Below are 25,658 nucleotides of genomic sequence, written 5' to 3'. Positions count from 1 at the left end.
ATACTAAATACATAGCTTATCAAGCATGCTTTTAATAACCCGAAAAATATTTCATTTTTAAATCAGATATGATTTTATTAAAGTCTTCCTGATGCGATTTGAAACAATGAATCTCAACCATTGATATTTTAGAAAATTGTAAATTTTATTCCATGCTAGTGACTAAAACATAGCTCTCCTGAATATAAAAGCACATTTATTCAATTAAAATAATTGAGAATATAGTTAATATACCCTTCAGGAAAATATTTTAAAAAAGCTTTTTCAATAAGCTAAACTACGAGAGAGATACAGTATGTTCATATTTACTTTTAAGTGATGATTATTCAGTGTTAACAGAATTAAGCCGTCGAAATTACCTGTATCAAAAATTGAACATCAAAAATCTATATCCTGCCCGATGTAAGCAAAGTTTAATCTACATAGCGCTATGATTAAATGAAGTTATTTGAAAACGACTGTTTTATTTCCGCTAACAAATACCCGGTTTTCAAAAATTAATTCTAATGCTTCAAGAAGTACCTTTTTTTCTATTTCTTTTCCTGCCCGAATCATTTCCTTTACACCAAAGTTATGGTCTACATGTGTAGTGTGCTGCGTAATAATGGGCCCTTCATCCAGATTATCCGTAACAAAATGAGCTGTTGCACCTATTATTTTCACACCACGTTCAAACGCTTGCCGATATGGATTTGCACCAATAAATGCAGGCAAAAATGAATGATGAATATTGATAATCTTACCCGCATGATCTTTTACAAAATCAGCAGAAAGAATACGCATAAATTTTGCAAGAACCAGATAATCAATATCAAATTGATTGATAATTTCCTTTATCTCTGATTCAAATTGTTTTTTATCTTTATTTTCATGCGATACATAGAAATAAGGAATACCCAGCTTTTCTGTAAAGTTTCGAAGTGTTTCATAATTACCAATCACGCATTGAACATTCGCACCCAATGTTTTAAATTGATTTTTAATCAGAATTTCAGATAAGCAATGATATTCTTTAGTGACTAAAACGGCTACCTGTTTTTCCTGCTCCGTAATTAAATTCACTTCAGCATCATTGGGCAGGTTTTCCAGTAGCTTTTCTTTTAATTTTACTGTCTCTTCAAAATTTCCTGTACACGCAATACGTGTAAAAAATGCTTTATTTGCCTCATCCACAAATTCACGCATGGCAACAATGTTAAGATGATGTGATGCCAATACACGGGTAATGTTGGTTACTAAACCTACCTGATCGGGACAAGAAATAAGTACTGTTAATTTGTTCATCTTAATAATTAATATTCAATATTAAGAAATTTGAAAGCAGATTCTTAATAAATATGTTTCTTAATCCTTTTTAACAGATGATAAGAGATCTTGTTTAGCAAATTATTTTGGTAAATAAATATAAAATATTCATTTTTACTAAAATTTTTATCATTATGGAATACGCTTCAATTGCCCTTCTACTCATTATCTTAATCGTAATGGTTGCCCTTTTCTTTAAAAACTCCAAATCATCTTTATCATTAATCTCTACTGATGATTATGAGAAAATAAAAGCGGAGAATGAGTCATTGAAAATTAGTCTGGCAAAAGCAGAGGAGCGGGTTTCCAATACCAGTTCCGAAAAGGAACACATCACAAATTTATTGAAAATGGAGCAACAGCGATTAATTGATGAATTGCAAAGTGAACGCGATCGCCTGGCTGATGCCAATAGAGAACTGGAAAGTACCCGGTCTTTTTACATTGCAGAAAAAGAAAAACTGGTAGAGCAAAAGGCAAGCTATGAACAATCTCAGCAGAAACTTAATAAGGATTTTGAACTCATTGCCAATAAAATTATGGAAGAGAAATCAACCCGGTTTGTAGAGCAAAATAAAATCAATTTAGATTTAATTCTTAATCCACTAAAAGAAAATATCAAGGCCTTTGAAGATAAAGTGGAAAAGGTGTATAAAGCGGAATCTGACGAAAGAAACATTCTGAAAGGTGTAATATCAGAATTGCAGATTCAAAGTAAAATGATTCAGGAAGATGCCAATAACTTAACCAAGGCCCTTAAAGGTGATAATAAAAAGCAAGGAAACTGGGGTGAAGTTATTTTGGAAAGGATATTGGAACGTTCGGGTTTAGTTCGTGATCAGGAATACCGTATTCAGGCTTCGCATACTTCTGCTGAAGGAGGCCGATACCAACCTGATGTGGTAATTGACCTTCCCGATAATAAACACCTTATTATTGATGCTAAGGTTAGCCTGATAGCTTATGAGCGTTCTGTATCTGCTGAGACGGATGAAGCGCGTGAAGGCTATGTAAAAGCACACCTGGGCTCTATTAAGAATCACATTCAGGAATTATCTTCTAAAAACTATCAGGATTTGTATCAAATTAATTCACCTGACTTTGTTTTGCTCTTTGTTCCGATTGAATCATCTTTTAGTATTGCCGTTCAAAAAGATGCCGAATTATTTAATTTTGCCTGGGATAGACGGGTGGTTATTGTAAGCCCTTCTACTTTACTGGCTACTTTACGCACCATTGCCAGTATCTGGAAGCAGGAAAGACAGAACCGAAATGTGATGGAAATTGCCCGTTTAAGCGGCGCCATGTATGATAAGTTTGTAGGCTTTATTGCTGACATGGAAAACATTGGTAAACACATTAAAAATGGGCAGGATGCTTACGAAAAGGCACTTAATAAACTTTCTGTGGGTTCAGGAAATCTGACAAACACTTCTGAAAAAATTAAGAAATTAGGTGCAAAGGCAACTAAGCAGATTGATATTAGGTACTTGGAGGAGGAATAAAAAATTACCTAATCGGGTAGCGTGATCGCAAACAAAGGCCAGAATTTTGTATTAAGGGGATGAAGCAATCTTTCATGTGAAAGACACTTTAAAAGATTGCTTCGTTATTCATCTTAAACAATGACAACCGTTTTTTCTACTTATTAAAAGCATTCCAGCCCTGCGCTTTCAGCTCGTGAACATTGTTCGATTTAGAAACCATTTTACATCCTGAATTTTTATCTGTTACGTGGCCAATTACAGTGATATCAACATCATGCTTTAATTTTTTATAATCTTCCTGACTAATCGTAAACAGCAATTCATAATCTTCACCGCCACTTAGCGCACAAACCGTTGGATCAATACCTAATTCGCGGGCTGTCTCATAAGTCATTGGATCTAGCGGAATTTTATCTTCATATATCGTAATTCCCTTATCACTTTCTGTAGCCAAATGCAAAATTTCAGAAGCTAAACCATCTGATATATCAATCATTGAAGTGGGTTTAATATTCATATCTTCCAAAAGTGCAACAATATCCATCCTGGCTTCAGGTTTCAGTTGTCTTTCAATGATATAATCTTTCCCTTCCAGATCAGGTTGAATTTGAGGATTCTCCAGGTAAATCAATTTTTCTCTTTCCAGTATTTGAAGTCCTACATAAGCTCCGCCTAAATCACCAGAAACACATAGCAAGTCATTTTCCTGCGCACCGTTTCTGTAAGTCACTTTATCCGCATCAGCATAGCCTATACTGGTAATGCTAATAACCAATCCTTGTTTACTTGAAGAAGTATCTCCACCAATTAAATCAATATTAAACTTATTGCAGGCCAGCTCAATTCCTTTATAAATTTCCTCTACGGCTTCCAATGGAAATTTGCTCGATAATCCCAGTGAAACTGTAATCTGACTGGCTTTACCATTCATGGCATAAATATCACTCAGGTTTACCTGAACAGCTTTATAACCTAAATGCATCAAAGGCACATAAGCTAAATCAAAATGAATTCCCTCTAAAAGTAAATCGGTAGAAACTAAAGTTTGTTTCCCTTTTGCATCTAATACAGCAGCATCATCACCAACACCTTTTACCGAATAATCATTTCTAATTTTAAAATTTGTAGTCAGGTGTTTAATTAAACCAAATTCACCTAATTCATTTATATCTGTGCGTTCTTTATTTTCAAACATATTTTTTTACCTAAAAATCTTTAATTTTAAAATGATGATTAACAGAGCCAAGCCCCGGGTTTTTATAAAATTCCTTCAACAAGCTCAGGATGACAATTGTTAAGTTATTTGCTTATGCTCCATCCAGTTCTTTCCTTCAGTAAACCGGGCAATTAACATAGCGGCAACATTATCTCCGGTAGCATTTAATAAAGTGGCCATAGGATCTACTAAAGTACCAATAATCATAGCAGGAGGAAGTGCTTCAGGTGGCAATTGATAAGCAGAAATCATTAATAGCTCACCAATATAGCCGCCATTTGGAATTCCACCTTCTACAATACTGACTAAAACAGTAATGCCCAATGCCATAATAATGGTATCAACATGAACCAGATCTTTACCAAAAATAGCAAAAACAACCGCTATTTTTATAATTGAACTGATACTGGAACCATCTTTATGTAAAGTTGATCCCAGTGGAATCGTCACATTGGCAATATAAGCCGGAACGCCCATTCCAAGTGAGCCTTTTAAATTTGCCGGGATGGTGGCAATGCTGCTGCAGGTACCAATTGAGGTTAATGAGGGTACAATATTATTTTTCCAGAATATTTTTATGGCTTTAAAACCCCCGGCTATAAAAGCATATAAAGTAAAAAATACAATGAAATAAAAAGTACCAACACCATAATATAAGCCCAAAGCTTTGGCATAAGTACCAAACAGCTGAGGTCCGAAGACACCAACCTGGTAAGCAAAATAAGCACCTAAACCAACCGGCCCTAATTTCATAATGAGGATGATCAGTTTTTTCATTACCTCATTACCTGATACTAAAAAAAATTTAAATCCATCACCTTCTTTACCAGAATAAAGGGTAGAAAATCCAACTAAAACTGAAAAAATAATCAGTGCCAGCATATTTTTCCGGCTTCCGATCTCGAAAAATTCGCCAACGGTTAGCAGCTGGGTCATTTGTTCACCAAAAGATTGAATTTTCTCCGTTTCTATTGGAATTGGGTTATTTCCAAAAGCCTGATTTATAGGAAAAATTCTGGTCGCTATCAGTGTCAACACCGCAGAAATTAAGATGGTAGATAAGAAAACCAACACCATAATAATGAGTAATTTTCCTAGTTTTTTACTTCGGTCGATATTTGCTATCGCTGATGATACGGCAAAAAATACCAGTGGAATTACCGCTGTAAACAACAGGTTCAGAAATATGTCACCTAAAGGTTTTATGCTTTCAACACCTTTCCCAAAAATTAAACCAACTATGCTTCCAACGGTAATCCCCGCCAAAAGCCATAATAAGTCAGAATAATTTTTAATAATGTTGTTTATTTTCATTGATACTCCTTTTAACAGCGGAAGCACAGAATGAATCAAATCAATTTCATCCGTGTTTCGGTAGCAATTTTTTTAAAGACCTAATTCTGCTGAAATATCCAACATTCTTTGAATCGGTTTACGCGCTTTTTCTATAATATGCGCTGGAACAGTTACTTCCGGAGAACCATTTTTTAAACATAAGTACAGTTTCTCTAAAGTATTTCTTTTCATGTATGGACAATCATTACAAGCACAGCTGTTATTTGGCGGTGCCGGAATGAATGTTTTGTCCGGACAAGCCTTTTCCATCTGGTGAATAATTCCACTCTCCGTAGCCACAATAAATTCTGTTGCCGGATTGGCAATGGCATATTTTAAAAGCCCTGTAGTAGATCCAATGTAATCAGCCATTCTTAAAACAGGCTCTTCACATTCAGGATGGGCAATAAATTTCGCATTTGGATGGCGCTCTTTTAATTTGGTAATTTTCTCCTGAGAAAAAATTTCATGAACCATACAGGCACCATTCCAGAGTACCAAATCCCTTCCAGTTTTCTTCGCTACATAGGCACCAAGATTACGATCGGGACCAAAAATGATTTTCTGATCTTTTGGTAAACTTTCTACAATCTGAACGGCGTTTGTAGAGGTACAAACAATATCACTTAGTGCCTTTAACTCTGCTGTGCAATTCACGTAGGTTATCACTAAATGATCTGGATATTTTTCCTTAAATTTTTTGAATAAATGGGGTGGGCAGCTGTCGGCCAGTGAGCAGCCTGCTTTAACATCAGGCAATAAAACTTTTTTTGATGGAGATAATATCTTGGCTGTTTCGGCCATAAAATGTACTCCGGCAAATACAATCACTTCTGCATCTGTTTTAGCAGCTTCCTGTGATAAACCTAAACTATCCCCAATATAATCCGCAATATCTTGTATATCAGGTTCTTGGTAATAATGCGCAAGGATAATGGCATTTTTTTCCTTCTTTAATTTTTCAATTTCAACAAAGAGATCTAGCGTTGGATCAATTTCTTCCTCTACAAAACCTTTTTTGTTGATTTCTTCTAAAACATCTATGCTCATCTTAAATTTTCCTTTTTTGTTGATTTCTTCTAAAACATCTATGCTCATCTTAAATTTTCCTTTTTTGAATTTTGACGTTGGTCAAAGATAAAGCTTTCCACGTCTCAATAATTAATAAGTTATTTTAAATAAATAAATCTTGTTTGTTTATTAGTGTGTTAGTATTGTTGGCAAGTTTAGAAAATTCATTCGTTTATCTAAGTTGTTAATCGTTTACTAACATTTAGATTACATATTTATAATATGATCAGATTGATTTTCAGCACTATCAAAAAACAACTTAAATCTTATCAATATTGGAATGTTAATTGTTTATAAGTGTGTGAAAAGTTAATTACTTGCTAAAAGATGCTCAAAAATTGGGTAAAAGATTGTGGCAAATTGCCTTTTTAGAGTAGCTTTAAACATTCAAATTTATTTGTTAGCATTATTTATACATAAAGCTAACAGTTGTTCTATAGTTATCAACACCGTTGATAAAGTAAATGTTTTTTAAATGAGAAAAGTAGATTTTCTGGTAATTGGTTCAGGCATAGCAGGTTTAAGTTTTGCACTTAAGGCTGCGAAATTTGGTAAGGTTTTAATTATTACCAAATCAAATGAGGATGAATCCAATACAAAATACGCTCAGGGTGGAGTAGCTGTAGTGGTAGATAAAGGTGATTCGTTTGATAAGCATATCCAGGATACACTCATTGCGGGTGATGGTTTATGTGATGAAAAAATTGTGGAAATCGTTGTAAAAGAGGGTCCTCAGCGAATTCAGGAGATCATCGACTATGGTATCAACTTTGATAAGGATAACTCCGGTTTTTATGATTTGGCTAAAGAGGGTGGGCACTCTGAACACCGTGTTTTGCACTATAAAGACATCACTGGTTATGAGATTGAGCGCGTGTTACTAAATGAAATACATGACAATTCCAACATAGAGATATTAACACATTACTTTGCATTGGAGTTAATTACCCAGCATCACTTAGGTGAGTTTGTGGATAAACGTACCGAAGATATTAACTGTTATGGTGTATATGCCTTTAACACAGAGCTTAACGATGTGGAAAAGATTGTGGCAAATGTAACTGTGATGGCATCCGGTGGTGCCGGTCATGTGTATTCGGCCACAACAAATCCAGTAATTGCAACTGGTGATGGTATGGCGATGGTTTACCGTGCAAAAGGAAAAGTGAGGAATATGGAGTTTATTCAATTCCATCCAACCGCTTTATACCATCCTGGGGAATATCCTTCATTTTTAATTTCTGAAGCTGTTCGGGGTTTTGGCGGTGTATTGCGACGTAAAAACGGTGAAGAATTTATGCATGAATATGATGAACGTAAATCACTGGCACCACGCGATATTGTGGCCAGAGCTGTAGATAATGAAATGAAAAAGTCTGGTGATGATTTTGTTTATCTGGACATTACCATGCGTAGCAAAGCTGATATTCTGAAGCATTTTCCAAATATATATGCCAAATGTTTATCTATTGGGATAGATATGACTAAAGATTATATTCCGGTTACACCAGCGTCGCATTATATGTGTGGTGGTATTCTGGTTGATGAATATGGAAGATCATCTATCAATAATCTTTATGCTTGTGGTGAATGTTCATCAACTGGTTTACATGGTGCCAACAGACTTGCTTCTAATTCTTTATTAGAAGCAACAGTATTTGCACACCGCATTTTCCAGGATGCCATAGAAAATTTTAAAAATAACGTTATCCCGGAGCATATTCCGGAATGGGATTCTAAAGGTGTGATTCAAATAGATGAAGATATTCTGGTAACACATAATTTAAGAGAGCTGCAAAAAATTATGGGTGATTACGTTGGTATTGTCCGTTCTGATTTTCGTTTGGAACGTGCACACCGTCGTTTATTCCTGATATATCAGGAAACAGAAGAATTTTATAAAAGAAATAAAGTTTCGGTTAAACTTTGCGAATTGAGAAATGTAATACAAACCGCTTATATCGTTATTAAGTCAGCTATGCAGCGCAAAGAGAGTAGGGGATTACATTTTACAACGGATTATCCAAACCATGCCACTGAATTAGTTGATACCGTTTTTTAAATAGTATCGTCATGCTGAACCAATTCAGCATCTGATATATTAAACAATGCTTAAATACCCTGAAATGAATTCAGGTGACTTAAAATCATGTTATGCCATTAATACTACCGGTAAAAGATAAATATCCGTTAATAGGAAAAGATAATTTCATTGCAGAAAATGCCACCATTGTTGGCGATGTAAGACTTGGGGATAATTGCTCTGTCTGGTTTAATGCGGTGATCAGGGGTGATGTAAATGCCATTACAATCGGAAATGAATCCAACATTCAGGATGGCGCGGTCATCCATGCCACTTATTTAAAAGCATCCACACATATTGGTAACAGGGTATCCGTAGGCCATAATGCCATTGTACATGGCTGTACCATTCAGGATCATGTTTTAATCGGAATGGGTGCTATTATAATGGATCATGCTGTGGTCGAATCGTATTGTATTATAGCAGCAGGTTCTGTTGTTTTAGAAAATACCATATGCGAAAGTGGTTACCTGTATGCAGGAACACCGGCTAAAAAAATAAAGCCTGTTACTGAAGAGCAAAAGGCTTTATTAAATAAATTACCAGATAATTATATCATGTATTCTAATTGGTTTGCCCATCCATAACTACTCTTTTGGAGGGGGTGGAATAGTTAAATTATCTACCCTTTCCCAATTTGCGCGGAGTGATTTTTCATCAGGAGAATACCAGATTTTTTCTGGTTGTGTACCTGCTTTTATATTTCCGGTATCCCAGATGCCATTTTTATTTTCATCATAAATTACCCGGATAAAGTATTTTCCGGCGGGATAATTGGCAAAATTGATGATACTGTTTTTAGACACCGTATATCCTTTAATCGGATTCTTTTTTTCATCAATAAATTCAACAATATAGCTTTTCGTAGTGTCAGGTACCGTGATATTTAAAGCTAGTGTGCCATAGCTGTCAATAGTCTCCAGCTTGAAGTTTTTATTGATTTCCTTATTTTTAGCATTAAATATGGCTGTAAAGGCGCCAGGTGCAAACTTAATATCATAGGTTCGCTTATTGCGCCAGCTATATTTGATATAATATTTTAAAAAGTCTACACTATCCTTAATGAGTTCAAAGTTGGTTCGTTTAACTGAATCTTCCAATAAGGTAATTTTAGAAGGGTCTGCACTATTAACAGGAAAGTTAAAGGTCAATGTGCATCGCTGATATGGATTAAGCTTTCCTGAGGTGATATTGTCAGTTATTGTTAGATCGCGTGTGTAGTTATCTTTCTTCCCGCGGTTAAAATTGACCGTTTGCAAAACCTTTCCCTGATCTTGAATGGCCAGTTTAACAGAATCGAAACTAAGATCAGTTAACCATACTTTTGCGGTATCATTCATTTTGCTAAAAAAGACTTTCTTTCCTACGTCAGCTGCCGGAGGTTCCATAACTGTTATTTTTGGAGCCTTTAATTGTTGATTAAAGATTAAAGATATACTTCCATCATTATTCAGTTTTCTATCCAATATTCTAAATTCAGGGGCCACTTCCTTAAATACCTGTAAATTTACATTTTCAATATTTTTATCAATAACCAGCGGTTCTTTAATATACCCAACTTCATCAGAAAGTTGCTGATATATTTTATCGCCTCCACTTTCACTTTCTTTTAAGGCATATACTTTATAAGTACCTTGACGTAAATTATTCAGTTTATAATTTCCGGAGCTGTCAGTTAGCGTATAAATAGGTGCACGTTTTTTTCCAAATAAGGTATCCCGTTCAATAGGTAAAATAAAAACAACGGCTTCTTTTTCTAATACACCTGTTAAGGCATTACCCACTTTTCCACTAATGGATAGTGAATCAATTTTAGAACCGGTTGAAAAAACATATGATAGATTTTTGATGATGTTATTTTCATTAATATCGGCCACTGATTTTCCAAAGTTCAATGTATAGGTTGTATTTTTCTCCAGTGAATCTTGTAACTCAATTTGAAGGATTCTCTTTCTCGCCTTTAAAATTGGCGGACGTTCCTGATCGGGAGAAATTGAAAATTCTTTAAACTCATTATTGAGTTTAATAAATTCATCAAATTCAATAACGATTTTTTTAGCATTGAAATTTCTGGTCAGATCTTTGGGCGTCATATTTAAAACCTTTGGAGGTTTTGTATCTTTAGGGCCACCCTGAGGAGTTTGAATACTTGCACAGCCAAATAATAGTAACATCCCTGCTACAAGTAATATATTTTTAACGTTCAAATATTGATCTTTTATATTTGGCATGTTTTAATCGATATAACGTATTTTCTATTGTTTTTGAATATTATCATTAAAAATATTTTTTATTGGCTTAAATCAATTAATATAAAGTCTGCTTTTTATTATTTAAAATATTGATTATCAACTACTTATTGATATAAACCATTAAAACAGATATATCCGACGGTGAAACACCTGAAATTCGGGATGCCTGACCTAAAGTACGTGGTTTAATCTTAAATAACTTTTCACGGGCTTCTTTTGAAATGGAAACTATTTTATTATAGTCGAAATCTGGTTTGATTTCTTTATCTTCCATCTTCAACATTTTAGCCACGATTTCATTTTCTTTTTCAAAATAGCTTTCATATTTAATTTTGATTTCAGCTTGTTCAATTGTTTCTTGATCTAAATCCTTTGTATTTTCTGCAAGTGGTTTACTAACCTTTATAATATCCTGTAAACCTACATGCGGTCTTCCAACCAAACTATGAATTTTTACATTTTGGTTAAGCAAACTAGATCCTAGTCTTTCAAGCATTGGATTAGCATCAATCATTTCTATACCCTGACTTTTCGTAAATTTGACCAATGCATCTGCAGCAGCAACTTTCTGATTAACTTTTTCTAAACGCTCATCTGAAATTAATCCCAACTGATGGCCAATAGGAGAGAGACGAATATCTGCATTATCTTGTCTTAATAGTAAACGATGTTCAGCTCTTGAAGTAAACATTCGATAAGGTTCTTCTGTTCCTTTAGTAACCAAGTCATCAATTAAAACACCAATATAACTATCTGATCTTTTCATGATCAATTCATGCTGATCGTTAATTTTCTGATGTGCATTAATCCCCGCCATGAAACCTTGGCAAGCTGCTTCCTCATAACCTGTAGTTCCATTAATCTGTCCGGCTAGAAATAAGTTATTAATCAATTTGGTTTCTAAGGTGAGTGATAATTGTGTAGGTGGAAAGAAATCATATTCTATCGCATAACCGGGTCTGAACATTTTAGCATTTTCAAATCCGGGAATTAATCTAAGTGCTCTTTGTTGAACATCTTCCGGAAGAGAGGTTGAAAAACCATTTACATAAATTTCACAAGTATTCCACCCTTCAGGTTCTACAAAAATCTGGTGTCTGTCACGTTCTGCAAAGCGGTTTATTTTATCTTCTATAGATGGACAATATCTTGGTCCTAAACCTTTGATTCTACCAGTAAACATAGGTGATTTTTCAAAACCTTCTTTTAAGGTTTCATGAACTTCACTATTGGTATAGGTAATCCAGCAACATCTTTGATCTTTTGAAACCTCCGTATCTGTGAAGGAAAATTTACCTGGATTTTCATCTCCCCATTGTTCTTCCATTTTGGTATAATCCAAACTTCTTCCATCAACACGGGGTGGAGTGCCGGTCTTCATTCTTCCGGATTCCATGCCCAGCTCTACCAATTGTTCTGTGATTCCGGTTGATGCTCTTTCTGCTGTTCTCCCTCCGCCAAATTTTTTCTCACCGATATGCATTACACCATTAAGAAATGTACCATTGGTTAATACAACTGCTTTGCTTTCTACTTCAATTCCTAAAGATGTTTTTATGCCATATACAGTATTATCTTTTACCAATAGACCAACTACATTGTCCTGCCACATATCAACATTTGGTGTGCTTTCTAATGCCAGACGCCATTCTTCAGCAAAGCGCATCCGATCTATCTGTGCTCTGGGGCTCCACATCGCCGGGCCTTTAGATTTATTTAGCATTCTGAATTGAATAGTAGATTTATCAGAGATTATACCTGAATATCCTCCTAATGCGTCTACCTCCCGAACAATCTGTCCTTTTGCTACACCGCCCATTGCAGGGTTACAACTCATTTGGGCAATAGTACCCATGTTCATTGTAATTAATAAAACTGATGATCCTAAGTTAGCAGCGGCAGCAGCAGCTTCACAACCCGCATGCCCTGCACCAACAACAATCAAATCATATTTTGAAAACATTTTAGTCTTTATTAAAATTGTTTCACGTGAAACAATTATGTTTTTAGTATTTATTTCAAATATGTTTCACGTGAAACATATTTGAAAATGACTTTTTACTCTGATAATTCTAACCAACGTAAGGTTAAATCATCTAATTTAATTTTTAAGGTTTCAATCTCTGAGGAAACTTCTTGAATTTTAACGTAATCGGATGAATCAATATTGTTGAGCATTTTGGTTAATTCAGTGATTTTATGTTCAGTTTCGTTCATTGCCTTTTCACTATCATCCAGTTCCTTTTGTTCTTTGAAACTTAATTTCTTTACAGCTTTGATTGGAGTAGATTCTGCTATCGGTACAATAACTTTTTTTGTTTCTCCTTTAACTTTTGGTTGATCTAAACTTAAACGATATTCAGAATAGTTGCCATTATATATTTTTACTACACCTTCGCCTTCCATAATAAATAACTGATCACTCATCTTATCGAGTAAGTACCTATCATGGGAAACAAGCATTAATATGCCCGGAAAGTTTTCTAAAAATTCTTCAAGTACATTTAAGGTGTCTATATCTAAATCATTTGTTGGCTCATCCAGAATTAAAAAATTAGGATTTTGCATCAACACTTTCATGAGGTTTAGTCGCTTTTTTTCACCACCACTTAATTTTTCTACCATGCCGTGTTGTTTCTTTGGCGGGAAGAGGAAAAGCGTCAATAGGGCAGAAGCTGTGATCACAGAACCATCTGCCATCTTAATATATTCGGCATCTGATTTAACGATATCAATTACCCGTTCTTTCGGATCGAAAGTTAAACCACCTTGTTTATAGTAACCGAAAACGGTAGTTTCACCAGTATCAACTTTTCCAGCATCAGGAGCTAATTGACTGGTAATAATATTTAAGAGGGTAGATTTTCCTGTACCATTTTTACCGGCTAAACCAATTCGATCTCCTTTTTTAAAGGTGTAACTAAAATCCTCTATAATTGAACGATCGTCGAAGGATTTTGCAATGTGTTCAACCTCAATAATCTTCCCACCCTGGCGAGACATCTTCATCTGAAGGTTAATACTCTGATTATCAGACTTTTTCTTAGATTTCTCTTCTAAATCATAAAAAGCATTGATTCTGGCATTGGATTTTGTTCCACGAGCCTGTGGCATGCGTCTCATCCACTCCAATTCTTTCTTTAATAGCTGCTGGTTCTTGTGTAATACAGTCGCATCTAAAGCTTCTCTTTCAGATTTTTTTTCTAAAAAGTACGCATAGTTTCCATTATAATTGAAAATCTTACCTCTGTCTAATTCGATGATGGTATTACAAACATTATCTAAAAAGTATCGATCGTGAGTAACTAATAAGATTGTTTTCTGACCAGTGGTCAATAGTTTCTCCAGCCATTCGATGGTGTCAATATCCAAATGGTTGGTTGGCTCATCTAAAACTAAAATCTCAGGATCTTCAATGAGTAACTTGGCTAAGGCCAATCGTTTCTTTTGTCCACCCGAAAGCGTAGCGATTTTTTGCTGCAAATGAGTAATGCCCATTCTATTTAAAATGGTTTTGATCTCATGCTCATACTCCCAGGCATTGTGCTCGCTGAGTTCTTCGTATAACCGATTCAGCGTTTTTTCGTCTGGATCCGGATTTTCAATTAATTCCTCATATTCTTTGATCAACTGTTGCTGCTTGTTTTCTAAAGAAAAAATATGATCGCTAATAGAATAACCTTCAGTAAACTGAGGCTCCTGATCTAAAAAGCCAATTTTAACAGCTTTGTTTTTTACAATTTTTCCTTCGAGCGGAGGGAATCTTTCTGCCAATAGTTTTAAAAGTGTACTCTTACCAGCGCCATTTATACCAACCAACGCTACACGCTGACCAGAGTTAATACCCAAGGTTAAATTTTTAAATAGCCATTCATCATGATAACCATGACCTAAGCCTTCTGCCGCAATTAGTGTGCTCAATTTTTTTGTATTTCGGATTTATAAAGGAAAATTAGTGCAAAAGTAAGGATAAAATAATTGGTAGGGTATATAGATGTTTCAAAGTAGCTATGTATCAGTTAAAAATGGCAAATTATTGATTGTTATTGGAATTAATTTGCCATAATGGTTCCAGTAATTTTTTCTAAAACGAAAACAGCGGCTGGACTCGCTCCGCCGCTGCTTCTATCATTAACTAAAACTAAACTATATTTTTATGATGATTGATTAGTATTTTCAAATCATCGGCATGTTTTCTATAAATAAGACTAACACATGCTTGAAAAGTTGCAGGCATGAACGTTCTATTATACAAGTGTATATTAATCATCGATGAACGCCGTCAAGTAATAGACGAACAGGTAAGAAAGAATAGATTGATTTAGCTGATAACTATAGTAGTTAACTATTGGATTTTAAAAAGAAAAAGTAGAAATTGATAGCTTCTAAAGCTAAATGATATGTCTGAATTTAAGCGACGTGATTTCCTGAAATTATCTACACTGTCTACATTGCCATTAATCGCATCATCAATACCTTTGAATGCATTCAGTAGAAAAAACGGTCAAGTCTCAAAAGACAGTGAGGCAGTATATTTCATTAATGATGGAATTTTTTATCGTCCTGAAGACTTTATTCAGAAACTTCAGGAAATCAATAGCTTAAATCCAATAGAGAGAGATAGTTATGGTGAAGGTGCTACTGTAGAAAAGCTATTAAATAAGTTTAAGGATATAACAGGGAAGGAGTCCGCCGTTTATCTTCCAAGCGGAACATTAGCGAATCAATTGGCTATAAGTGTTTTATGTGGAAATAATACGAAAGCTTTTGTTCAGGAAACAAGCCATGTGTACCGTGATGAGGCAGATGCAGCACAAACTTTATTTAATAAAAGATTAATTCCGCTTGCGACAGGCAAAACTTACTTTACTTTAGAAGAATTGAAGGAATCGGTTAGGTATCATAAAGAAAACGAAGCTTTTGTTGGTGCTATTGGAGCGGTTTCAATAGAAACACCAGTTAGAAGAACCTTTAATCAAGCTTTTCCCTTAAGTGAAATGAAGAGGATTTCAGCATGGTGTAAGGAGCAAGGCTATAAGATGCATTTAGATGGTGCCCGCTTGCATATGGCTACGGCTTTCACCCATTCCACAGTTAAAGAATACGCTTCTTATTTTGACACGGTTTACATGTGCTTATATAAATATCTGGGCGCTACAGGTGGCGCTGTTTTATGTGGCGATAAAGTGGTTATTGATCAAATGCACCATCTGATTAAAATACATGGAGGTGGGATTTTTACCAACTGGCCAAGTGCGGCAATGGCATTACATCATTTAAACAATATTGATGAAGTGATGAATAAGGTAATGACTAAAGCAAGTGATTTTATGTTACAAATGAAGCAACTGAAAGGGTTAACATTTATTCCGTTTGAAAATGGTACGAATCAGTTTAATGTTGCGGTAGACAAAACCATTGATGCTCAAAAACTTAATGGAAGGTTAAGAGCTGAACACAACATTATTTTTGGTCAGCCTCAAGAGGATGGTTTTGTGAAGGTAAAAATGAATCCCACATTGTTGCGAAGAGATAATAAGAAAATTTTCGATGCATTTAAAGAAGCCCTTGCATTTGCAAAAATTTAATTAGAGGATAATTCCGGATTTGCTTCTGTAACTAAGGTATTCATCTTCTTTTTGTGTCATTAAGGTTTTAGCAGCTTTACCTTTATCCTTATAGCCCAATAAATGCAATGTTCCGTGAATCATGATACGGCAAACCTCATCAAAATCGTTTGTTTTAAAGGTTTTGGCATTTTCTTTAACCCGTTCTATGCTGATAAAAATATCACTTATAATCAGTTTTTCTTCCTCTGAGTTATCAAAAGTGATAATATCTGTATAGGTATCATGATTGAGATATTGCTGATTAATACCCAGTAAGTATTCATCGCTACAAAAAATGAAATTGAGTTCCTGCAATTTAAAACCTTCTTTTTCAATAGTCTCTTTAACCCATTTTTTTACTTTAAGTTTTTGCGGTAAATTATAACGTATGGATTCTGTAAAGAATGAAATTGCAGGCATTTTGAATTATTTAAGACTGCAAATTTAAGAAAATATTGTAGGAGTGAGGGGACTAATATTAGCAGATTATTATCTGTTAAATTTCAATTTAGGATTTCGGGCCGTATGGAAAATGGCAAAGATTATGATTTCATCTTCCATTATTTCAAAAATGATAACATAAGGAAATTTATTGAGAACTAAATGCCGATATTCTTTTTCGATTTTTTGATAGTATTGAGGATTTTTTTCAATTTTCGTGTAACACCGACTTAATTCGGCAAGAAATAAATCTCCTAAACCTTTCTTTTGCTCTTCATACCAATCATATGCAGCCTTTGCCATTAAAATGGCCCTGGGTTTGATTTGAAGCCTAAGCATTATAATACTTTGATTCCCTTAATAATATCAAGGGCATCTTGTTTACTATAAGAATCTGTAACGCCATTTAAATGTAATTCTCTTTCTTTATCAAGTATTTCTAAATGGTCTTTTGTAAGCACAAAAGATTTTTCATTCTCAATCTCATTTTCAAGCAAAGTGTAAATAGCTTTTATCTTATTATCCTCTGCATCAGATAAATACGTAATTAATCTTTTTCTTATGGCTGTACTTGTCATTTAACAAATATAATAAAAAATAAGCTGCGAATTTGTGGCTAAATCTATTGTATCATATTTAAAGATTTTAAATATTCAGCGATTTTATTTCTATAGTAGTAGTTCAAGCTTGGTGGCAGTTTTTGCAACATATCGCTTCCGTTTTGTTGTTGCTTTTTATATTGATCGAACATTTTCTGGTAGGAAGGTGGAAACTCTTTTGCAGCTTTGCTTTCGCGTTTGGAATCCTCTTCTTGATCGCGTTCTGCTTTTTCTGCATTTAATAGCTTAGTTAACAGTTCTTTCTGCCTGTTCAGGGTTTCCTGTTGTAGACGTTTATTAACCAGATCGCTTTCCGTTTGTTTCATTTCCTTAATGGCTTCATTGAGATTACCCATTTTACCAGAACCATCCTTATTTTCTTCGCGATTAATCTTTTCCAGCGCTTGTCGAATCATCTGCTGTTGTTGGGCCATTTTTCCAAATTCCTGGCTCATCTGACCTTTACCAACTGTACCCTGGTTTCCGCCCGACTTTTGCATCTGTTCTCTGGCTTTCTGCATGCTTTTATTTAACTGTTCCTGCATCTGCGAAAGTTGTTTCATGCCTTGCTTTTGCTTTTTACCACTTCCACCTTTTGCGTTTTTCTGCATATTCTGTAACTGATTTAAAGCCTCGCTCAACATCAAACTTAAGTTATTGATGGAAGTCATGGTAAATTGTTGGTAGCGGTTGGCTTCTGGTGTACTTCGTTCACCCAGGCGATCTAAGCTTTTGTCCAGGTTAAAATTGATTTTATTCATTTCCTCATTCACTGTCGATTCAATTTGAGGAACACGTTTGCTTAGTGCATATAAACTATCTGCAATGGTCTTCAGGTTATCCTTAATATTTCGTTGTTTCTGAACATTGATTGTGTAAGCTGGATCCGCTGCAGTCATTTTCTTCAGTGTAAGCATCACTTTTTCCTGCTCGAAAGAAGTATGCAATAAATTTTCCAGTAAGCGGCGTAACTCTTTTGCATTCAGGTTATTTTCTTGTTCTTCTCCCTGCTGCTGCATGTCTTTCATTTTTTTAGAAAGTTTTTCCATCTGCTCACCGGCTTTTTGTTGCTTCTGACCGGCACTTTTTGAATCTTTCTTCTCTAAAGCATCCTTGCTGTCCTGCTGTTCTTTCTGAATCTCCTGTACATCTTTCTCCGGGTTTTCGAAAGGATTTGGCTTTTCTAAACTTTGATTTTTTTCTTCCAGTTTTTTCAAGTCATCCTTTAAATCCTTCATTTCCTTATTCAAGGCTTCCTGTTTTTGTTTAAGGGCTTCCTGGTCCTGTTTTTTATCTGCAGTTTGCTTCGCTAAATCTTTTTGCTCTTTAGCCAGTTCATTTAAACGGTCGATATCATTTTGAAGGTTTTGTTCAAATTCCAGTTGTTTATAGAGTTCCAGGATTCTGTCCAGTTCATTTTTAAGGGTTTTATTGTCCAGCTGCATTTTCGAAAGTTCGTTCTGCGTTTGGTCTTTATTTTTCTCATTCATCAGGTTTTGCAGTTTCTGCAAAAGTTCTTTGGTTTTATCATCAAGCACATTGTCAAACAGGTCTTTAATTTGTTTCTGCTTTTCCTGTAATTCTTCAGTTTGCTTTTGATCTTCCTGTTGCTGAATGTTTTGATCATTCTGGGCTTTAATCTCTTTTACAGCTTCATCCAGTTGTTTCTGTTTATCCAACAAAGCTTCAATTTGCTTTTTATCTTCAAAGGAAATCTGCTTTTTATCGATCAGGCTTTCCGCAACTTTTTTGCTTTCTTTTTCAATGGTGTTGGCTAAACGAATGGCCGATTGCATTTTTTGTTTCAGGGCCTGGTTGCTTGCATTAACCTGCTGTGCAGTTTCACCTTTTGTGGCTTGCCTAAAGGTTTTGATTTCAGAGCGGGTTATTTTTGAACCATTTACGCCGTCATTATCGGCAACTTCAAAATAATATTCAATTTGTTGTCCTGGCCTGGCAGCAACTGCTTTTAGATCCCAAAAATAGAAAAATGTATTTTCAGTGGTGTTCGCCTTTATCGCAATATCTTTGCTTTCGGTACTGATTATTTTATTGTTTTCTTTGATGTTGTATTTAAAACTTAAACGGCTAAATCCGTAATCATCAGTAACTTGTCCACTGAAATACAAAGCTTTATTACTAACCGAATCTTGTTTCTGTTCCACCTGAATAGCAGGTGATTGATCTTTCACCACGGTAACCTGATGGGAAAGGGAATCTCTTAAGGTAACAAATTCATTCTTCGGCGTAATGCTGTATCTGGCGTTATTTTTAAGGGTTGCCTGATAAGTGGACTGGTTATTTTCCACTTTTAAAACATGCTCTTGATCATTCAATTTAAATATTAGTGAATTGCTTTGTCCGGTTTTAAAGGTCCAGGTTACATGCGTGCCTTCGGGAAGAAGTAAATCACCAACATTGGAGGCCACCTCTGCTTTTTTGCCTAAATAGGATGGGAAATTTAAAGTGGCTGTTGCACCAAGGAGTTCAGGACGGGGTTTTACGGTAAGCGCAAATGTGGAGGAGCTAAAACCGCCACCTCTGAAAATTAGGCTTTTATCACTTTGTATATTTTTGATGCTGTATTTAAATCTGCTGATATTGTTTTTTTCCAGTTTATAAGTATTCTTGCCATCTTCCACATATACTTCAGCGGGTAACTCATCCCCATCCAATTTTAAATCCACGGTAATATCATCGCCCTGGGTAACGGTTAAATTGCGGTTTAGAATGGTAAAGGTGAAGGGCGCTTTTGGAGCAATATATTCATCATATTTAAAAAAACTATTCGTGCCTTCACGAAGAATTGCAGGTGCAAGAAGTCCAATCAGGAAGATGATAGACAGGGGTACAAAAAGATATTTTAAGTATTTCTTATTATCGTTTATGCGAACAGCTGTATAAAAGGGAACAGGTTTTAATTCCATTATTTTCTGATCAATACTGGCCAGAATCAATTGATTATTTTCCGGATGGCTGGCGGATAGCTGGTAAAGTTGAAGTGTATTTAAAAGTTTATCTTTAATATCGTGAAAATGATTTCCGATAACTACAGATGCCTCATCAAATGAAAGGTGCTTATTTAATTTAAGCATGGAAAGCAAAGGCCGGACGATTAGATAACCGATCAATATCATACCAATAAGCAAATAGCCAAAGAATGAAAAAGTTTTTAAGCCGACAGAGGGGTGGAAGTAATACAAACACAAAAATAACAGCAAATACAAGCCTAAGAGTATTGCAGCAGTATAGATGCTTCCCCTTAAAATCTTATTGAGATAAAACTTATGGATAAACTCTTCTATCTTTCTCAGTAAATCGCTGTAGTTATTGCTTACCATATCAACGTAAATGTAAAAAATTGTTCCCATCAATTTAATATAAACTTGCAAGGTTTTTAAGAATATTGAGGATTTTGATGCGGATAGTTAATATAAAATTTACATAAATTTTAAATGAGTGTACAGGTAAAAATCTACTTTTGGATTTTGTATATTAAGCCTGAATATGAAGCGAATCGTTATTTCAACAATTATGGTATTGGTATTTACCACCTCATTTGCACAAAAGTTTCATTGGAATAAAAACCAGGTCATTGCCCATCGTGGTGCCTGGAAAAAGAATAATTACCCTCAAAATTCAATAGCATCTTTAAATGAAGCGATTAAACTTGGCTGTTACGGTTCTGAGTTTGATGTATGGATGACAGCCGATAACATTTTAGTGATTAACCATGATCCTGAATTTCAAGGTTTAACCATCGAAAAAGTCAAATATGAAGACCTGCTGACTAAAACCATGAGCAATGGAGAAAAGATTCCAACGCTTGAAGATTATCTGAAAGTGGGGATGAAACAACGCAGAACCAAACTGATTCTCGAAATCAAACCTTCTTTAGTTAGCAAGGAACGCGGAATCGACGTAACCAGTCGATGTGTGGATATGGTGAAAAAAGTTGGTGCTGTAGCATGGACCGAGTACATCAGCTTCGATTATGATTATTGCAAACGTATTTTAGAACTGATGCCTGATGCAAAGGTGGCTTACCTGAAAGGTGATGTTAGTGCAGCACAAATGAAAACAGATCGTTTAACCGGTGTAGACTATTATTACAGCATTTACCAAAAAGAAGGCTGGATTGAAAATGCACACCAGCTAGGCCTGACTGTAAATGCCTGGACCGTAAATACTGTACCAGAAATTCAGTGGTTACTGGCCCATCAGGTCGATTATATCACCACTAACGAACCTGAATTAACTTTTGATGAACTGAAGAAAACACCATCTGCACTTGGATGGAAATTAAAATGGGCAGATGAGTTTTATGATACAGGCCTTCCGCTTAGCAAAAACTGGTCGTACGATGTAGGCGGAAAAGGCTGGGGTAATAATGAATTGCAATACTATACCGAAGCCGACTCAACAAATGCAAAGGTAAAAAAGGGAAACCTGAATATCACGGCTGTTAAAGCAGATAAAGATGGAAATCACTATACCTCTGCAAGGCTGGTGAGTAAAAATAAATTTGATTTTAAATACGGAAGGGTAGAAGTAAGGGCAATGTTACCCAAAGGCAGGGGCTTATGGCCGGCAATCTGGGCATTGCCTACCGACTGGAAATACGGTAACTGGCCTAAAAGCGGTGAAATTGATATCATGGAACATGTAGGCTATGAACCGGATAGTGTTTATGGAACCGTTCATACGGCAAAATTTAACCATACCATTCATACACAGGTAGGGAAAGGCGTTAAAATCAATCCTTATGATGCTTACCATGTTTATGCCATTGAATGGTACAAAGACAGAATTGATTTTTTTGTCGATGATCAAAAATACCTGACTTTTAAAAACACGGGTAAGGGTGCGCCTGAATGGCCGTTTGATCAGAATTTTCACCTCATCTTGAATATGGCTGTTGGCGGTAACTGGGGCGGTAAGAAGGGTGTTGATGATTCAATTTTCCCGGCAACGATGAAAGTGGATTATGTAAGGGTTTACCAGAAATAATGTTAAACCACAAATAGTGAACTGAATTTATGGATTCGAGGAGAGAATTTTTAAAAAAAGCAGCACTGTTAGCCGGCGCAACAGGTGCTGCTAATACCTTACCTGCCGCCGTTTTGAAGGCAATGGCTATTAATGCTGAACCTGGTACTACTTTTCAGGATGCGGAGCACATCGTATTCCTGATGCAGGAAAACCGTTCTTTCGACCATATGTTTGGCAAAATGAAGGGTGTTCGGGGCTTCAATGATCCACATCCGCATATTCAGCCAGATGGTAACAAAGTTTGGCTGCAAAAAGATGGGCAGGGTTATACTTATGCGCCTTTTCATGTTGATATAAACAAGACCAAAATTACCTGGCAGGGCGGATTGCCACATTCCTGGAACGACCAGGTTGCTGCCAGAAATGGAGGAAGATATGATAAATGGGTGCCCGTAAAATCAGCCATGTCATTAGCTTATTATGATCGGAATGATATTCCTTTCTATTATGCCTTGGCAGATGCCTTTACTGTTTGTGACCAGCATTTCTGCTCGTCATTAACCGGAACCACACCAAACAGGCTTTTCTTTTTCACCGGAACTGTGCGTGGTGAGAACAGCGCGAATGACATTGCGGTAGTTAATAATGACCAGGCAGAATCTCAAAACAATGTTTTCGTAGACTGGCCTACTTTTCAGGAAACTTTAGAAGATAACGGAATCGATTGGCGCATTTACCAGAATGAACTGTGGACATCAAAATTGCCTGAAGGCGAAATTGATGATTGGCTGGGAAATTATGGCGATAATCCGGTTGAATATGTTTCCCGGCATCAGGTTAAACTTTCAGCATATTTCAGAAAGAATGGTGATCATACTGTTAAACCGGCTTTAAGTGCAAAAGAAGTTCAGGAAAAGTATGATCGGTTATCCCAGCGGGAAAAAAATCTGATCAATAAGGCTTTTCAAACCAACATCAGTCAGAAAGATTATTTGGATCTCGCGCCTTTTACCTTTACTAATGATGAAGGAAAATCAGAAACCATCAATATCCCAAAAGGTGATATTTTCCATCAGTTCAGACAGGATGTAGACCAGGGGAAACTACCAACTGTTTCCTGGTTGGTGGCGCCGCAGCGATTTTCTGATCATACCAGTTCTCCACTTTACGGTACCTGGTATGTAAGCGAAGCTTTAAATATTCTGACGAAGAACCCTGATGTATGGAAGAAAACCATTTTCGTTTTAACTTATGATGAAAATGATGGTTATTTTGATCATCAGCCACCTTTTATCGTGCCAAATCCAAATGATACATCTTCAGGAAAAGTATCAGCAGGAATCGATTATGCTACAGATTTTGAAAGGAGAAAGGGAAGTCCGATTGGTTTAGGCTACCGTGTGCCTATGGTGATTGCATCGCCCTGGAGCAAAGGTGGTTTTGTAAATTCACAGGTATTTGATCATACATCTTCATTGATGTTTATGGAGAAATGGCTGAGCAAGAAAACAGGGAAGAAAGTTAAGAGCAATAACATCAGTGACTGGAGAAGAACGATCTGTGGCGACCTGACATCAGTATTCAGGCCTTATAACGGAGAAGACATAAAGTCGCCTTTACCTTTAAACAGGCAAACTGTTGTAACCAATATTGAAAACGCGAAAAACAAGCCTGCACAGGCTGGTCCGACGGCGTTAAATAAGGTTGAGGTTGATAAAATTAATAAGTTTGAAGCTTTCTCGCATCAAACATCTGTGCATGCCCCAAAACAGGAAAATGGGACCAAACCTGCCTGCGCATTACCTTATCACTTAATGGTTGATGCTTCTGTTATAAATAATGAAATACAGCTGCGTTTTCAATCTGCCAAAACACTGTTTGGAAGCGAAACCGAAACTGCCGGAGCACCTTTTATTATGAATACCATTGTCAAATTTAAAGGGGTGGTAGGGAAAACATGGGCTTATGCTGTAAAATCAGGTGATATTCTTACTGAAAAGATCAGCCTGGATGATTTCGATCAGGGTATTTACGACTTCAGTATTGCCGGACCAAATGGTTTTTTCAGGCATTTCACAGGAAGTAAAAATAATCCGCAAATTGTTATACAGGCAAAGCCGGAACAAAGTGGTTTGGTGAATAAAAAACTTACCGGCAATTTGATTTTTTCAATTGAAAACAAAGGTGTATCTGCGGTTAATATTCAAATTACAGATCAGAAATATGGTTCAGCAGCCCGAAACCTGCAAATCAAACCACACTCTTTTGTTACTGTCAATTTAGGTTTATCAAAATCCCAAAACTGGTATGATTTCAGCATTATCCAAACGGGGAATAGAATATTTAAACATCGTTATGCGGGGAAAATAGAAACAGGGGATGTAACAACTACTGATCCTTTTATGGGGAATGTGGTATAGAGAAATCGTAATTGCGGGAAGGTTATTTCAGCCGGCAAAGCTATCTCTGTAGCATTGCTTATTGCGTGAAAGATTGCTTCATGCCAAAATTTCACGACTTGGCTTTAGTTCGTCAGGAGAATCGGTGATTAATAGCACTTATTAAATAATCCGACTATCGGCACTTTCATCCGAAAGGGAAATCTTTGGGGAAGAGTTGTGAAAAATTGTTTTTTGTTTCTCCTGACAGTGCAGTTGCCTGCTAAATTAAAAAATTATAGGCAGTTCAACCTGCGTTTTATCCCAGGCTGCAAACAATGCAGCACCTTGCGGAAGTGGGTTAAACGTTAAGGAGAAATATTCGATTGGCTTGTTTAAGGTTTTAACAGGAACATCAACACGAACGATATCCATAGATTGATTATAGGTGAAAGCACCCCATTTATCAGTTTGTTTATTGATGATGATGGTCCATTTATCCTTATTTGGGATGGCAAATAAACTATAAGTACCAGCCTTAATTTTTTTACCACCAACAGTTACCTTCTTAAAGAAATGAATTTCTGTACTTTCATTCGCGCCGAAACGCCAAACTTTACCGTACTGTTCCAGCACGCCAAAAATATCCCGGCCTTTTTTCTGAGGACGCGAATAAATGATTTTAATAACCGGCTTTACGTTTTCAGCATCCTTTGCCTTTGGACTATTCAGGGGGAAATAAAGAATATCTGCAGGACTGGGATCCGCAATCGGAAACTTTATTTCTGCTGGTAAACTTTCCTGGGCTTTTACACTAAAGCACAACAAAGCGAAGGCGATAACAAAAATATTTCTCATCTGCTTTGAGTTCATTTTAATTCAAAAGGAAA

At 35.9% G+C, this 25,658-nt stretch carries 18 protein-coding genes; 6 read left to right on the top strand and 12 right to left on the bottom strand.

The features are described from left to right. Window positions 1–444: 444 nt before the first annotated feature. The gene (purU, locus tag OQX64_RS15105; protein WP_265819376.1) at window positions 445–1,284 is read right to left on the bottom strand and encodes a formyltetrahydrofolate deformylase; all 840 of its coding nucleotides are present in this window, start codon (window positions 1,282–1,284) and stop codon (window positions 445–447) included. 155 nt (window positions 1,285–1,439) lie between these two features. Between purU and rmuC the strand changes: the two genes are divergently transcribed. Then, entirely contained in the window at window positions 1,440–2,810 is a 1,371-nt protein-coding gene (gene rmuC, locus OQX64_RS15100) for a DNA recombination protein RmuC (RefSeq protein WP_265819375.1), read from the top strand. Between the two features lie 136 nt (window positions 2,811–2,946). Here rmuC and thiL read toward each other — a convergent pair whose 3' ends face one another. From thiL to nadA, 3 genes are all read right to left on the bottom strand, one after another. Next, the gene (gene thiL / locus OQX64_RS15095; RefSeq protein WP_088301278.1) at window positions 2,947–3,987 is read right to left on the bottom strand and encodes a thiamine-phosphate kinase; all 1,041 of its coding nucleotides are present in this window, start codon (window positions 3,985–3,987) and stop codon (window positions 2,947–2,949) included. A gap of 99 nt (window positions 3,988–4,086) precedes the next feature. Beyond that, complete coding sequence (locus OQX64_RS15090) at window positions 4,087–5,322, bottom strand: dicarboxylate/amino acid:cation symporter (RefSeq protein ID WP_265819374.1); 1,236 nt, start codon at window positions 5,320–5,322, stop codon at window positions 4,087–4,089. Between the two features lie 72 nt (window positions 5,323–5,394). Next, window positions 5,395–6,393 carry a quinolinate synthase NadA gene (nadA, locus tag OQX64_RS15085; protein ID WP_265819630.1) on the bottom strand — a complete coding sequence of 333 codons (999 nt, stop codon included), beginning with the start codon at window positions 6,391–6,393 and terminating at the stop codon, window positions 5,395–5,397. 496 nt (window positions 6,394–6,889) lie between these two features. Here nadA and nadB point away from each other — a divergent pair, with 496 nt between their 5' ends. Together nadB and OQX64_RS15075 are read left to right on the top strand one after the other, a co-directional pair. Then, on the top strand, window positions 6,890–8,476 hold the full coding sequence (gene nadB, locus OQX64_RS15080; RefSeq protein ID WP_265819373.1) for an L-aspartate oxidase: 1,587 nt from the start codon (window positions 6,890–6,892) through the stop codon (window positions 8,474–8,476). Between the two features lie 92 nt (window positions 8,477–8,568). Then, window positions 8,569–9,084 carry a gamma carbonic anhydrase family protein gene (locus OQX64_RS15075; protein ID WP_265819372.1) on the top strand — a complete coding sequence of 172 codons (516 nt, stop codon included), beginning with the start codon at window positions 8,569–8,571 and terminating at the stop codon, window positions 9,082–9,084. Here OQX64_RS15075 and OQX64_RS15070 read toward each other — a convergent pair whose 3' ends face one another. From OQX64_RS15070 to OQX64_RS15060, 3 genes are all read right to left on the bottom strand, one after another. Beyond that, a complete protein-coding gene (locus tag OQX64_RS15070; RefSeq protein WP_265819371.1) occupies window positions 9,085–10,728 on the bottom strand; it encodes an Ig-like domain-containing protein in 1,644 nt (547 codons plus the stop codon). A 121-nt stretch (window positions 10,729–10,849) separates the two neighbouring features. Beyond that, entirely contained in the window at window positions 10,850–12,712 is a 1,863-nt protein-coding gene (gene mnmG, locus OQX64_RS15065; protein ID WP_265819370.1) for a tRNA uridine-5-carboxymethylaminomethyl(34) synthesis enzyme MnmG, read from the bottom strand. Window positions 12,713–12,807: 95 nt separating this feature from the next. After that, window positions 12,808–14,670, bottom strand: coding sequence for an ABC-F family ATP-binding cassette domain-containing protein (locus tag OQX64_RS15060; protein ID WP_265819369.1), 1,863 nt, complete (start codon window positions 14,668–14,670; stop codon window positions 12,808–12,810). 479 nt (window positions 14,671–15,149) lie between these two features. On the opposite strand from OQX64_RS15060, the gene OQX64_RS15055 reads away from it, so the two are divergent. Further along, window positions 15,150–16,337 carry a threonine aldolase family protein gene (locus tag OQX64_RS15055; protein WP_265819368.1) on the top strand — a complete coding sequence of 396 codons (1,188 nt, stop codon included), beginning with the start codon at window positions 15,150–15,152 and terminating at the stop codon, window positions 16,335–16,337. On the opposite strand, the gene ybeY is transcribed toward OQX64_RS15055, so the two are convergent. From ybeY to OQX64_RS15035, 4 genes are all read right to left on the bottom strand, one after another. Then, window positions 16,338–16,778: an rRNA maturation RNase YbeY gene (gene ybeY, locus OQX64_RS15050; RefSeq protein ID WP_265819367.1), complete on the bottom strand. Its 441-nt coding sequence runs from the start codon at window positions 16,776–16,778 to the stop codon at window positions 16,338–16,340. Between the two features lie 69 nt (window positions 16,779–16,847). Then, complete coding sequence (locus tag OQX64_RS15045; protein ID WP_265819366.1) at window positions 16,848–17,138, bottom strand: type II toxin-antitoxin system RelE/ParE family toxin; 291 nt, start codon at window positions 17,136–17,138, stop codon at window positions 16,848–16,850. After that, window positions 17,138–17,377, bottom strand: coding sequence for a hypothetical protein (locus OQX64_RS15040; RefSeq protein ID WP_088301289.1), 240 nt, complete (start codon window positions 17,375–17,377; stop codon window positions 17,138–17,140). Before OQX64_RS15040 ends, OQX64_RS15045 begins: the two co-directional genes overlap by 1 nt. A 44-nt stretch (window positions 17,378–17,421) precedes the next feature. Beyond that, window positions 17,422–20,769, bottom strand: a complete 3,348-nt coding sequence (locus tag OQX64_RS15035) for a DUF4175 family protein (protein WP_265819365.1) — start codon at window positions 20,767–20,769, stop codon at window positions 17,422–17,424. 136 nt (window positions 20,770–20,905) lie between these two features. On the opposite strand from OQX64_RS15035, the gene OQX64_RS15030 reads away from it, so the two are divergent. Both OQX64_RS15030 and OQX64_RS15025 read left to right on the top strand, forming a co-directional pair. Beyond that, the gene (locus tag OQX64_RS15030) at window positions 20,906–22,408 is read left to right on the top strand and encodes a glycerophosphodiester phosphodiesterase family protein (RefSeq protein WP_265819364.1); all 1,503 of its coding nucleotides are present in this window, start codon (window positions 20,906–20,908) and stop codon (window positions 22,406–22,408) included. Window positions 22,409–22,437: 29 nt separating this feature from the next. Continuing rightward, window positions 22,438–24,810, top strand: coding sequence for a phosphocholine-specific phospholipase C (locus OQX64_RS15025; protein WP_265819363.1), 2,373 nt, complete (start codon window positions 22,438–22,440; stop codon window positions 24,808–24,810). Between the two features lie 246 nt (window positions 24,811–25,056). On the opposite strand, the gene OQX64_RS15020 is transcribed toward OQX64_RS15025, so the two are convergent. Beyond that, complete coding sequence (locus OQX64_RS15020) at window positions 25,057–25,626, bottom strand: DUF2911 domain-containing protein (protein WP_088301377.1); 570 nt, start codon at window positions 25,624–25,626, stop codon at window positions 25,057–25,059. Window positions 25,627–25,658 lie beyond the last annotated feature (32 nt).

The sequence above is a fragment of the Pedobacter sp. GR22-10 genome (genome assembly GCF_026239715.1).
In the GTDB taxonomy this organism is placed as follows: Bacteria; Bacteroidota; Bacteroidia; order Sphingobacteriales; family Sphingobacteriaceae; genus Pedobacter.
The sequence above is the reverse complement of the archived record's forward strand: the minus strand, read 5'-3'. Positions and strand labels throughout refer to the sequence as shown.

Coding starts and splice junctions, on each gene's coding strand:
- OQX64_RS15055 (WP_265819368.1), top strand. CDS start 15,150: ATGTCTGAATTTAAGCGACGTGATTTCCTGAAATTATCTACACTGTCT.
- OQX64_RS15045 (WP_265819366.1), bottom strand. CDS start 17,138: ATGCTTAGGCTTCAAATCAAACCCAGGGCCATTTTAATGGCAAAGGCT.
- mnmG (WP_265819370.1), bottom strand. CDS start 12,712: ATGTTTTCAAAATATGATTTGATTGTTGTTGGTGCAGGGCATGCGGGT.
- OQX64_RS15090 (WP_265819374.1), bottom strand. CDS start 5,322: ATGAAAATAAACAACATTATTAAAAATTATTCTGACTTATTATGGCTT.
- OQX64_RS15030 (WP_265819364.1), top strand. CDS start 20,906: ATGAAGCGAATCGTTATTTCAACAATTATGGTATTGGTATTTACCACC.
- OQX64_RS15020 (WP_088301377.1), bottom strand. CDS start 25,626: ATGAGAAATATTTTTGTTATCGCCTTCGCTTTGTTGTGCTTTAGTGTA.
- OQX64_RS15040 (WP_088301289.1), bottom strand. CDS start 17,377: ATGACAAGTACAGCCATAAGAAAAAGATTAATTACGTATTTATCTGAT.
- nadB (WP_265819373.1), top strand. CDS start 6,890: ATGAGAAAAGTAGATTTTCTGGTAATTGGTTCAGGCATAGCAGGTTTA.
- OQX64_RS15025 (WP_265819363.1), top strand. CDS start 22,438: ATGGATTCGAGGAGAGAATTTTTAAAAAAAGCAGCACTGTTAGCCGGC.
- OQX64_RS15075 (WP_265819372.1), top strand. CDS start 8,569: ATGCCATTAATACTACCGGTAAAAGATAAATATCCGTTAATAGGAAAA.
- ybeY (WP_265819367.1), bottom strand. CDS start 16,778: ATGCCTGCAATTTCATTCTTTACAGAATCCATACGTTATAATTTACCG.
- rmuC (WP_265819375.1), top strand. CDS start 1,440: ATGGAATACGCTTCAATTGCCCTTCTACTCATTATCTTAATCGTAATG.
- OQX64_RS15070 (WP_265819371.1), bottom strand. CDS start 10,728: ATGCCAAATATAAAAGATCAATATTTGAACGTTAAAAATATATTACTT.
- purU (WP_265819376.1), bottom strand. CDS start 1,284: ATGAACAAATTAACAGTACTTATTTCTTGTCCCGATCAGGTAGGTTTA.
- thiL (WP_088301278.1), bottom strand. CDS start 3,987: ATGTTTGAAAATAAAGAACGCACAGATATAAATGAATTAGGTGAATTT.
- nadA (WP_265819630.1), bottom strand. CDS start 6,393: ATGAGCATAGATGTTTTAGAAGAAATCAACAAAAAAGGTTTTGTAGAG.
- OQX64_RS15035 (WP_265819365.1), bottom strand. CDS start 20,769: ATGGGAACAATTTTTTACATTTACGTTGATATGGTAAGCAATAACTAC.